The sequence below is a fragment of the Catellatospora sp. NPDC049111 genome (genome assembly GCF_040648615.1).
Lineage (GTDB): Bacteria > Actinomycetota > Actinomycetes > Mycobacteriales > Micromonosporaceae > Catellatospora > Catellatospora aurea.
Window position 1 is genome coordinate 62606 of sequence record NZ_JBEZEB010000012.1, and the last position, 11805, is coordinate 74410.

Consider the following 11805-nt stretch of genomic DNA (forward strand, 5'->3'; position numbering starts at 1 on the left):
CGCAGCACATCGCGTTGCATGGGCGGGTTTCGCGCACTAGTGTGCACGCATCCGCTCAGAAATCGCGCAAACGGAGGATCGGTGGACCGGTACGCCCGCTGGAACGCGCTGCTGGAACTGCTCACCGATTCCGGCCGGGTGACCGTCGAGGAGGCCGCCGAGCGGCTCGACGTCTCCCAGGCCACCATCCGCCGCGACTTCGACCAGCTCGCCCAGCAGCAGATGATCACACGTACCCGGGGCGGGGCCGTTGCCAGCGGCGTCTCCTACGACCTGCCGCTGCGCTACAAGACCGCCAAGCACTCGGCCGAGAAGCAGCGCATCGGCGCCGCCGCGGCGTCGCTCGTGCAGCCCGGCATGGTCGTCGGCCTCAACGGCGGCACGACCACCACCGAGGTCGCCCGCGCCCTGGCCGTGCGTCCCGAGTTGAACTCGGTCTCCGAGGGCGCGCAGCTCACCGTCGTCACCAACGCGCTCAACATCGCCAACGAGCTGCTGGTCCGCTCCCGCATGAAGATTGTGGTGACCGGGGGTGTGGTACGTCCGCAGTCGTTCGAGCTGGTCGGCCCGCTCGGCGGCGGCATCCTGCGCGAGGTCACCCTCGACCTGGTGCTGCTCGGCGTCAACGCGATCGACGTGACCCTCGGCGCGGCCGCCCACCACGAGGGCGAGGCGGCGATGAACTCGCTGATGGTGGCCCGCGCCAAGCGCGTCGCGATCATCGCGGACTCGTCCAAGCTGGGCAGCCACGCGTTCGCCCGCATCTGCCCGGTCGAGCGCATCGAAACCCTGGTCACCGACTCCAACGCCGACCCCGCCGCCGTCTCCGCCTTCCGCGACGCCGGCCTCAACGTCATCGTCGCCTGAACATCCTGCCGCCCGCGCCCCGGGGATCGTCGGACTTGCCTGGCAGGTCTGCGTATCTTGAGGCCGCGTTCGCCCATGTGCCAGGCAAATCGGATGACCTTCGGTGACCGTCGCGACACGCGGTGGGGTTGTGAAGAATCGGGGAAGATCCGGGCTGCGTGGGGGGTGCATACGCCGTAGGGTGCGGGGGTCACTGATACCTAGGAGGTCGCTCGTGACCGCTGTCTTGGAGATCCAAGGCCTGCGTAAGACGTACCGAGCCCGGGGTGGTCCCCGTCGGGCGCTGGACGGCTTCGAGATGTATGTGGAGGCCGGACAGGTACACGGCTTCCTGGGGCCGAACGGCTCCGGCAAGACCACCACCCTGCGTACGCTGCTCGGGCTGATCAAGCCGGACAGCGGCGAGATGCGCATCCTCGGTCACGAGCTGCCGCGGCACCTGCCCAGCGTGGTCGGCCAGGTCGGCGCGATCGTGGAGAGCCCGCAGTTCTTCGCCCATTTCACCGCGCGCGACACGCTCTCCCTGCTGGCCGACGCGGGCGGCCTGCCCAAGGAGCGCGTCGACTGGGCGCTGGAGCTGGTCGGCCTGCGCGAGCGGGCCAAGGAGCGCGTCAAGACGTACTCGCTGGGCATGAAGCAGCGGCTGGCCGTCGCGTCGGCGCTGCTCAAGCAGCCGAAACTGCTGATCCTCGACGAGCCCGCCAACGGCCTGGACCCGGGCGGCATCCGCGAGATGCGCGACATGATGGCCACACTGTCGGCCGGCGGCATGACCGTGGTGCTGTCCAGCCACATCCTCGGCGAGATCCAGCTGATCTGCGACAGCGTCACCATCATCTCGCTGGGCCGCCGGGTCGCGGCGGGCCCGGTCGCCGAGGTGCTGCAGGCGCACTCGTCCGGTCAGGTGAAGGTCGCCCTGGAGACGCCCGCGGACCTGTCCGCGGCCGCCCAGGTGCTGATCGCGGCGGGCTTCCAGCTGCAGGCGAACGCGGACCACCTCACCCTGTCCGGGGTGGACAAGCCGGCCCTGATCGCACGGCTGCTGGCGGAGCGCCAGCTGTACGTCAGCGAGCTGACCCCGGTCACCGCGGATCTCGAAAGCGTGTTCCTGGAGCTGACCGGCACCGCCCCGGTGCCCGGCCAGGTCCGCTCGGTCGATCAGAGCGTGCGGCCGGAGCTCACGCCGCAGAACGGGGTGGGGGCATGAGCGAGCTTCGCGAGCGAATCAGTGGGCTCGGCGATGCCGCCGACGAGCGCAGCGAGGAGAAGGCATGAGTCTGGTGCGTGCTGAGCGGCGGCGGTTCTTCAAGCGCCGGCTGACCCGCTGGGTGTTCCCGATCGGCCTGCTGCTGCTGGTGACGATCGCGTCGATCCTGTTCGCGTTCCACTCCAAGCCGACCGCCGAGGCCCGTGCCAAGGGCGAGGCGGCGGCCGAGGCGGTGTACCAGGAGCAGGTCCGCTACTACGAGCAGTACAAGCGCGAGTGCGGTGAGAAGTGTCCCGAGGACGGCTGGACCGGACCGCAGCGGTCCGACTTCCGGGCCGAGGACTTCATGCCGCCGTCGTTCGACTTCAAGGCGATGTACGGCGAGCTGTTCCTGGTCTGGGCCGCCATCATGGCGATGATCGCGTTCCTGCTGGGGGCGTCGTTCGTCGGGGCGGAGTGGGCGTCCGGCTCGATGATGAACCTGCTCACCTGGCAGCCGAAACGGATGAAGGTGCTCGGCACCAAGCTGGGCGTGCTGCTGCTGTCGGTGACCGCGCTGTCCATCCTGGCGCTGGGCGTCTGGACCGGCATCCTGTGGGCGGCCGGTGAGCTGCGCGGCACCACGGAGGGTCTGACCCCGGGGGTGTGGCAGTCGTTCGGCCTGACCGCACTGCGCGGAATGGGCATGATCCTGGCGTTCGCGGCGCTCGGCTTCGGGCTGGCCTCGATCGGCCGGCACACCGGTCTCGCGCTGGGCGCGGCGCTGGCCGTGGTGATCGTCGGACAGGTCGGTCTGAGCATCCTGTTCCAGATGGTCCGAGTGCCGTTCTGGGAGCAGTACCTGGTGCCGGTGCACATCTTCGCGTGGATGAGCAAAGAGGTGAAGCTGACGGACTTCAGTTCGCCGGAGACCGTCTGCGACAACGCGGGCAACTGCAACCCGCCGGAGCTGCTGATCACCTGGCAGGACAGCGGTTCGATCGCGCTGGGCCTGGTCGTGGTGGTGCTCCTGCTCGCCTTCTGGCAGATGCGCCGCCGCGACATCAGCTGACTCGCGGAAGTAGGCATACGGCCGGGCGGCCGGGGTATCGGATACCCCGGCCGCCCGGTCGCTTTTGTGGCACAGCAACCCTGATCACAGATCTTTCGTTGATCTCGACAGCGCACCTAGACTCGTGGGACGTGGCCCGCGGGGAGGGGACAAAATGGAGCAGATCAGACAGCGTTCGCGAGCCGACGGCAGCGACCTCGAAGAACTGCCCCTCATCCCGATCCCCCGGCGCGAGCCGGCCGCTGACCTCACCTCGCCCGCCGAGCGCGACGACGAGATCGACTCCGACCTGCCCGCGGCGGCGGTGGTCACCGAGGAGGAGGCGCTCTCCGAGCGCGAGCGGCACATCCTCGCCTTCGAGCAGCGGTGGTGGCGGCACGCCGGGGCCAAGGAGCAGGCGATCCGCGACCAGTTCGAGGTCTCCGCGACGCGTTACTACCAGCTGCTGAACGCGCTGCTCGACAACCCGGCCGCGCTCGCGCACGACCCGGTGCTCGTCGGCCGCCTGCGGCGGCTGCGCGGCAGCCGGGCCCGCACCCGCAGCACACGGTAGAAGGCTGAACGCCGCCCGCACGCCGGCTGAAAGAACTCTCAGCTTGCGTGGGGGTTGTCCCCGATGGGTCCCCGGGTGACTCGTCGTACTGTGGCGGACATGCGCGCGCTCGCGGCCCGGGTACGGGCGAAGCTCAACAAACGGTGGATCGCCGGAGGCGTCGGCCTGGTGGTGCTGGCCGGGCTGGCGGCCTGGGCGGTGTCGCCCGCCGACCTCGCCTACCGCACGGTCGACGAGCGGGTGGCGGTGCGCACCGGCCCGCTCGGCGATCAGGACGTCACCCTCGACACCCGGCTCTACCTGCCCGACGGCGCGTCCGCCGGGAAGAAGGTGCCGGCGCTGCTGCTGGCCCACGGGTTCGGCGGGACCAAGGAGAGTGTCGTCCTCGACGCGCAGGACCTGGCCGGGCTCGGGTACGCGGTGCTCACCTGGACCGCGCAGGGCTTCGGCGCGAGCACCGGGCAGATCCACCTGAACTCCCCGGACTACGAGGTCCGCGACGCCCAGCGGCTGCTGGACCACCTTGCGAAGCGGGACGACATCCAGCTTGACGCCGCCGGCGACCCCCGGGTGGGCGTGCTCGGCGGCTCATACGGCGGCGCGCTGTCGCTGCTGCTCGCGGCGCAGGACAAGCGGGTCGACGCGATCGTCCCGATGATCACGTGGAACGACCTCGGCAAGTCGCTGTTCGCGCAGTCCGCGGCGACCACCGACGACGGCGTGTTCAAGCAGGCCTGGGCCGGTGTCTTCTTCAGCTCCGGCCTGTCCGGCGGACGCGGCGGCGGTGGCGGCGGCGCGCTGGACCTGGAGTCGCTCGGCGGGAACGGCGCGGGCGGTGGGGCGCCGGGTGACGGCACGGGCGGACCGGCGAACGCCAACCCGCAGTGCGGCCGCTGGGCCGCCGACATCTGCGAGACCTACCTGCGGGTGGCCGCCGCCGGGCGGCTCGACGCCGCGTCGCGCGAGCAGCTCGCCCAGCGCAGCCCCGCCGGCGTGCTCAACCAGATCAAGGCTCCGACGCTGCTCATCCAGGGCCTGGCCGACTCGCTGTTCCCGCTGAGCGAGGCCGACGCCAACGCGCGCGGCATCGCCGCGAACGGCACGCCGGTGCGCGTCGCCTGGTTCACCGGTGGCCATGACGGCGGCGACGGCCCGCAGTCCGACTCCGACCGGCTGAAGTTCCTGACCGCGCAGTGGTTCGACCACTACCTCAAGGGCAACGGTGCGGCCCCGGCGAACAGCTTCACGTACTCGCGGATCACCGGGCTCGACGCGGTGGACCGGGGCACCATGGCCACCGGTTACCAGGTCACCGACTACCCAGGACTGACCGGCGGCAGCACCGTGCAGGTGCCGGTGAGCGGCGCTCCGCGTACCGTCGCGAACCCGCCCAACGGCACCCCGGCCGCGCTGTCCTCGCTGCCCGGCACGGGTTCGGGCGCGCTGTCGAGCTTCGTCAACGGGGTGGTCAGCGACCTGCCCGGCCAGCACGCGCGCTTCGACTCCGCGCCGCTGGAGCAGGCGGTGAGCGTGGTCGGCACGCCGACCGTCACCATCCGGGCGGCGTCGCCGACGGGCGAGGCGGTGCTGTTCGTCAAGCTGTACGACGTCGACCCGAACGGCTCCGCCGCGCTGAGCATGGGCCTGATCGCGCCGGTGCGGCTGACCGGGCTGCCCAAGAACATCGACCAGGCGCAGCCGGTGCAGGTGACCCTGCCGGGCATCGTGCGCGAGTTCGAGGCCGGGCACCGCGTGCGCGTCACCATCGCCACCGCCGACCAGTCCTACCTGGGCCTGGCCGCGCCGATGGACTACACCGTGGCCGTCGGCCCGGCCTCCGGCGGCGGGGCGGTCACCCTGCCCACGGTTCCCGGCACCCCCATCGCGACCGCCGACGCGCTCTGGCTGTACGTGCTGCTCGGCCTGCTCGCGCTGCTGGCCGTCGGCCTGGCGATCGTGATCTTCGTGGCCCGGCGGCGGCACCGGAAGGTGGACCACTCGGTCTCCGCCGAGCACGCCGACACCCCGCTGTGGGTGCGCGGGCTGCGCAAGACGTACGGCGACTTCGTGGCCGTGGACAGCATCGACTTCACGGTCGAGCGCGGGCAGGTGGTCGGCCTGCTCGGCCCGAACGGCGCCGGCAAGACCACCAGCCTGCGCGTGCTGATGGGGCTCACCCAGGCCACCGCGGGCGAGGTGCTGATCTTCGGGCACCGGCTGGCCCCGGGCGCGCCGGTGCTGTCCCGGATCGGCGCGCTCGTCGAGGGCCCCGGCTTCCTGCCGCACCTGTCCGGCGAGCAGAACCTCGCCGCGTACTGGCGGGCCACCGGGCGGCCGTGGGAGGAGGCCCGGTTCGAGGAGGCGCTCGCCATCGCGGGCCTCGGCGACGCGGTCAAGCGCAAGGTCAAGAACTACAGCCACGGTATGAAGCAGCGCCTCGCCGTCGCCCAGGCCATGCTCGGTTTGCCGGAACTGCTGGTGCTCGACGAGCCCACGGACGGGCTCGACCCGCCGCAGATCGCCGAGATGCGCCGGGTGCTGCAGCGATACGCCTCCGACGGCCGGGCGGTGCTGGTCTCCAGCCACCTGCTCGCCGAGGTGGAGCAGACCTGCACCCACGCGGTCGTGGTGCACAAGGGACGGGTCGTTGCCTCCGGCCGGGTCGACGAGATCGTCGGGGACAGCCCGACGACGCTGCTCGACGTCACTGACATCGACCTGGCCAGCAAGACCCTCGACCGCATCGACGGCGTCACCGGGTACGCCGTCGACGGCGAGCGCACCCTCGTCGTCGACCTCGGCGACGTCAGCCGCACCGATGCGGTGTCCGCGCTGGTCCGGGCCGGGGTCGGCATCGACCGGGTCACCCCCCGGCGACGCCTGGAGGACGCGTTCCTGGCCCTGGTCGGCGACTCGACAGCGGGAAGTGGTGACCGATGAGCGAGTTCGAGACCCGTGCCGCCGACGAGCGTAGCGAGGAGAAGGCATGAGTACGGAAGTCGTGGAGCGGGGTGCGGCACAGGCCGACGGGGCGGCTGCGGGATACCGCGCGGGTCGCACGCTGACCTATGCCACCGAGTTCGCGCGGCAGTGGCGGCGCAAGCGCACCCAGCTCGCGCTGGGTTTCATGGTGGTGCTGCCGATCATCCTGCTGCTCGCGTTCGAGCTGGGCGGATCCGACGACGACGGCCGCTCGGGCCGGGGACAGTTCTCCCAGCTGTCCGACGCGGCGATCTCCGGCGGGTTGAACTTCGCCATGTTCGCGCTGTTCGTCTCGGCGAGCTTCCTGCTGGTCGTGGTCGTGGCCCTGTTCCACGGCGACACGGTCGCCTCCGAGGCGAGCTGGGGCAGCCTGCGCTACCTGCTGGCGGTGCCGGTGCCACGAGCCCGCCTGCTCGGTATCAAGCTGGCGGTAGCGCTGAGCTACTCGGCGCTGGCGATCCTGACCCTGCTCGGCACGGCGCTGCTGCTGGGCACGCTGCGCTACGGCTGGCACCCGCTCCAGTCGGGCATCGCCGCCGAGATCCCGCCCAGCGAGGGCATGCTGCGCCTGCTCGCCACCGCCGGCTTCCTCGGCATCAACATGCTGGTCGTAGCCGGCCTGGCCTTCCTGCTCTCGGTGCTCACCGACGCCCCGCTCGGCGCGGTCGGCGGCGCGGTCCTGCTGTACATCGTCTCCTCGATCCTGGACCAGATCACCGCCCTGGGCGAACTGCGCAACTTCCTGCCGACGCACTTCGCTCAGGCATATCTGGGCCTGCTCACCACACCGATGCAGTTCGACGACATCATCAAGGGCACCATCTCGGCGGTCTGCTACTTCACCGCCTTCTGCGCCCTGGCCTTCTACCGCTTCTCCCGCAAGGACGTGGTCTCCTAGACCGGCTCCGCGCGTCGCCCTGCCTGTCGCAGGGTGGCTCGCGGGACGGGGCACGTCGATTTGTCATAGACGTTGGCCTATCTCATCGAAAATCCGTGCGCCGGAGTCGATGTGATAGGCCAACGTCCATTGAGCCGGGGGTTCGGGCGGGACGCGTGGCGTGCGTGGCGCGGGCCTGCGCGGACGGATCCTGACGTTGCGCTTACATGGCGGGTGCGCCGGTCTGACGTGGCGTGGGCAGAGTGCCCCTCATGAGACGTGCCATCGCCATGACGGCCCTTGCGGTCGCCCTCGGGGTCGCGCTGACCGGGTGCCGCGGAGGCGGCAACCGGGACGCGCTGCCGCCGGCCGGGACGGACACCGGGAGCAGCACCGTCGCCACCACCCCCGCGCCCGCGCCGAAGACCGCCGCCCCGGTGGACGCGGCCGCCGCGGTGAACCAGGCCGACAAGGACCTGGCAGAACTCGACAAGTTGCTGGCGGAACTGGACGGGCAGCTGAAGAAGGCAGAGGAGAGCCCGAACGATGAGGACTGACATGCTGATCCGACGCGGCCTGCTGTTCGCCGCCACCACCCTGACCGCCGCCGCGCTCGCCGCCGCCGCCGGGGTGCCCGCGCAGGGCGCGCCTGCCGTCGCCGGGGTCGCCGTGCAGGCGGCGGACCAGGCCGCGAACCTGGCCAACGCGAAGAAGCTGACGACCGTGCGCATCGACGGCCGGCTCGCCCTGCTGCGCGCCGAGGGGGTCGCGATCCGTAACGCGGCGCGCCTGACCGACGCCCACCAGGCGGCGCTGCAGAAGATCATCGACGCGGACATCGCCGGTCTCACCGAGCTGCGCGCCAAGGTCGCCACCGAGACGACGGCCGAGGCCGTCCGCGCCGACGCGCGCAGCATGGTCGAGGACTACCGCGTGTACCTGCTGGTCCGCCCCCAGGTCCACCTGACCGTCGCGGCCGACGTGGAATCGGCCGCGCTGGCCCGCCTGCGTACCCTGCACGACAAGCTCGCCCAGGCCGTCGCGGCGGCCAAGTCCGCGGGCAAGGACGTCGGCGACGCCGAGGCGAAGCTGGCACACCTGAAGTCCGAGCTCGACGCGACAGAGTCCGCCCTGTCCGGCCTCGCCGACGACCTGCTCGCCGTCCAGCCCGGCCCCGACGCCGCCGCCATCAAGGCCAAGACCGCCGCCGCCCGCACCGACGTCCGCACCGCCCGCACCCACCTGCGCGCCGCCGTAGCCGACGCCAAAGCCCTCCGCACCCTCCTCAAGCCCTAGGCCCGAAGGAAGGGCACCTTCCCATCGCCATACGTAGAGGAAGGGCACCTTCTTAACCGCCGGAAGGCGGTGAGCTGGACTTCCGCGGGCCCGGACCGGTCTCCCCACCGGCTCGGGCCCGCGGCGCCTCGGCGGCGAGGGGGTGTGAGGCGTGCATCTCATCCGCTGGGAACGCTGGAAACGGCGATCTCGGTTCTGATTAACTGCAAAGCACAACTGAATACCTCATCCAGAGGAGCTGAGGGACACGGCCCGACGACGCTCCGGCAACCACCATCGATGGCAGGTGCCAACTCCGTCCGGCGGGCCAGATCGGTGACGCCGGGAAGATGAGAGGAAACATCTCATGACGTCTGCCGTCATCGCGCCCCTCGGTGTCGATTCCCCCGCTCGCGGCCTGGAGTGCCGCGGCTGCGGCGCCCGCTTCCCGCTCGCCGCCCAGCACGCCTGTTACGAGTGTTTCGGCCCGCTCGAGGTCTGGTACGACGCGGACTCGCTGGCCAAGGTCACCCGCGCCCAGATCGAGGCGGGTCCGCAGAACATCTGGCGATACGCCGGCCTGCTGCCCGTCGGCCAGCAGGCCGCCGACCGGGTCACCCTGAACCCGGGCCTGACCCCGCTGGTACGCGCCGACGCGCTCGCCGCCGAGATCGGCCTGCGGGCTCCCCTGTGGGTGAAGGACGACTCGGCCAACCCGACGCACTCGTTCAAGGACCGCGTGGTGTCGGTGGCGCTGACCGCCGCGAAGGCGCTCGGCTTCACCCGCTACGCCTGCGCCTCCACCGGCAACCTGGCCAACTCGGTCGCCGCCCACGCCGCCCGCGCCGGTGTGCCCTCGATCGTGTTCATCCCGCACGACCTGGAGCCGGGCAAGATCATCACCACCGCGGTGTACGGCGGTGACCTCGTCGCCATCGAGGGCTCCTATGACGACGTCAACCGGCTGTGCTCGGAGCTGGTCGAGACCGACGAGTTCGAGGACACGGCGTTCGTCAACGTGAACGTGCGGCCGTTCTACGCCGAGGGCTCCAAGACGCTGGGATACGAGGTCGCCGAGCAGCTCGGCTGGCGTATCCCGGCCCAGGTGGTCATCCCGATGGCCTCCGGCGAGCTGCTCACCAAGATTGACAAGGCGTTCGAGGAGCTGGTCTCGGCGGGCCTGGCCGTCGCCCCCGAGGGCGGCTGGAAGGTGTTCGGCGCGCAGTCGCTGGGCTGCAACCCGATCGCCACCGCGCTGCACGCGGGCACCGACGTGATCACGCCCGTGAAGCCGACCGGCATCGCGAAGTCGCTGAACATCGGCGACCCGGCCGCCGGCCTGTACGCGCTGGAGGCGGTGCGCCGTACCGGCGGCTGGATGGACTACGCCTCCGACGACGAGATCCGTGACGCGATCCGGCTGCTGGCGCGTACGACCGGCGTCTTCGCCGAGACCGCGGGCGGCGTGACCACCGCGGTGACCGCGAAGCTGGTCGCCTCCGGCAAGCTCGACCCGGACCTGGAGACGGTCGTCTTCAACACCGGCGAGGGCCTGAAGACGCTGGACGCGGTCGCCGAACTGGTCGGCCCGACCTACCGGGTGAAGCCGTCGCTGAAGGCCGCCCGCGAGGCCGGTCTGCTGGGCTGATCCCCGGCTCTGCTCGTCAGGGCGCTCCGGCCGCTCGCGCGGCCGGGGCGCCTTTCGTGTTCGCGTCGCGCCACGCCACGCCATGCCCGATGCTCGGCTGCTGTTGTGTTTGCGCAGGCCACTGCAGGTGTCGTGTTAAGAAGGTGCCCTTCCTCTACCGATAACGATGTGAAGGTGCCCTTCCTTCGGAAAAAAGGGGGTGCGGGAGGGGGTGGGGGAGGGGGACGCTGGCGGGATGAGTCTGCATATCGGTCCCGTCAGCGTTGGCGATCCTGCGTCCGTCGATGCGTGGGTGCGGGTGATGGACGAGGTGCGGGTGCACGAGTTCGCGCATTTCCCGCGGGTGACGCGGCGGGCGGGGGAAGCGATGCTGCGGCACCCGTTCCCGGCGCGGGGGATCGAGCATCACGTGGCGTGGCTGGACGGGCAGCCGGTGGGGCGGCTGGAGACGTCGTGGATGACCGAGGAGAACCTCAAGGTTCTGTTCTTCACGTTGGAGGTCGTGCCGCGGTTTCGCCGGCGGGGCGTGGGGCGGGCGCTGTACGGCAGGGTGCTGGAGTGTGCGGGGGAGCAGGGGCGCACGGTGCTGTTGACCGGGAGTTCGCTGTCGAAGGACGGGCTGCCCGCGCCGGATGAGGCGCCGGCGGGGTTCGCGGCGGCGCTCGGGTTCACGAGCACGTTGCCGGAGGTGCAGCGGCGGCTGGTGGTCGCGGACATCGACGACGACTTGCTGACGGACATGGCGGCGGCGGCTCGGGAGAAGGCCGTCGGATACCGGGTGGTGCAGTGGCGGGATGGTGCCCCGCCGGAGCTGGCCGAGCGGGTCGCCTACCTCGACTCGCGGCTGATCTCCGATGCGCCGATGGGTGACATGCAGGTCGAGCCGGAGCAGCCGGACGTGGCGCGGATGCGCCGGATCGAGGCGGTGCTCGCGGGGCGCGGGCGGCGGCTGTACCACACCGGGGCGGTGCACGAGGACACCGGCGATCTGGTCGCCTGGACCACCATCTCCACGGGGGCCGAGACGCCGGGCCACGCTTGGCAGCAGATCACCATCGTGGACCCGAAGCACCGGGGGCACCGGCTGGGCGCGCTGGTGAAGGTGGCGAACCTGGACCACTTCCGGGCCGCGGAGCCTGAGGTGACCGTCATCGACACCTTTAACGCGGCGGAGAACAGTTTCATGATCTCCATCAACGAGCAGATGGGCTTCCGGCGGATCGCCGCTTTCCAGAACTGGCAGCGTGAGCTGGAGGGCCCGGCCGAACCGGCGGCATAAAAAGGTCTATTTGCCTAAAACGGACTGGCCGTATGCCCGGCACCCTGCGGGTGTCGTGATCGTTGA

General features: G+C 70.9%; 10 protein-coding genes and 1 riboswitch. All 10 genes read left to right on the top strand.

The window, feature by feature from the left end; translation table 11 throughout:
- The first annotated feature begins 81 nt into the window (after positions 1-81).
- Entirely contained in the window at positions 82-867 is a 786-nt protein-coding gene (locus AB0B66_RS18980) for a DeoR/GlpR family DNA-binding transcription regulator (protein WP_360531006.1), read from the top strand.
- Between the two features lie 214 nt (positions 868-1081).
- On the top strand, positions 1082-2074 hold the full coding sequence (locus AB0B66_RS18985; protein WP_360531009.1) for an ABC transporter ATP-binding protein: 993 nt from the start codon (positions 1082-1084) through the stop codon (positions 2072-2074).
- Between the two features lie 64 nt (positions 2075-2138).
- Entirely contained in the window at positions 2139-3125 is a 987-nt protein-coding gene (locus AB0B66_RS18990) for an ABC transporter permease subunit (RefSeq protein ID WP_360531012.1), read from the top strand.
- Between the two features lie 154 nt (positions 3126-3279).
- Entirely contained in the window at positions 3280-3678 is a 399-nt protein-coding gene (locus AB0B66_RS18995; protein WP_360531014.1) for a DUF3263 domain-containing protein, read from the top strand.
- Positions 3679-3777: 99 nt separating this feature from the next.
- Positions 3778-6618: an alpha/beta fold hydrolase gene (locus AB0B66_RS19000; RefSeq protein WP_360531017.1), complete on the top strand. Its 2841-nt coding sequence runs from the start codon at positions 3778-3780 to the stop codon at positions 6616-6618.
- A gap of 46 nt (positions 6619-6664) precedes the next feature.
- Positions 6665-7558 (top strand): ABC transporter permease subunit, encoded by an 894-nt coding sequence (locus AB0B66_RS19005; RefSeq protein WP_360531020.1) that lies wholly within the window; start codon positions 6665-6667, stop codon positions 7556-7558.
- Positions 7559-7809: 251 nt separating this feature from the next.
- Positions 7810-8094 carry a hypothetical protein gene (locus AB0B66_RS19010; RefSeq protein WP_360531023.1) on the top strand — a complete coding sequence of 95 codons (285 nt, stop codon included), beginning with the start codon at positions 7810-7812 and terminating at the stop codon, positions 8092-8094.
- Between the two features lies 1 nt (position 8095).
- Positions 8096-8833 (top strand): hypothetical protein, encoded by a 738-nt coding sequence (locus AB0B66_RS19015; protein ID WP_360531026.1) that lies wholly within the window; start codon positions 8096-8098, stop codon positions 8831-8833.
- Positions 8834-9055: 222 nt separating this feature from the next.
- A riboswitch (SAM riboswitch) is annotated at positions 9056-9169 on the top strand.
- Between the two features lie 10 nt (positions 9170-9179).
- A complete protein-coding gene (gene thrC, locus AB0B66_RS19020) occupies positions 9180-10460 on the top strand; it encodes a threonine synthase (protein WP_360531029.1) in 1281 nt (426 codons plus the stop codon).
- A gap of 301 nt (positions 10461-10761) precedes the next feature.
- A complete protein-coding gene (locus AB0B66_RS19025) occupies positions 10762-11739 on the top strand; it encodes a GNAT family N-acetyltransferase (RefSeq protein WP_360531032.1) in 978 nt (325 codons plus the stop codon).
- Positions 11740-11805 lie beyond the last annotated feature (66 nt).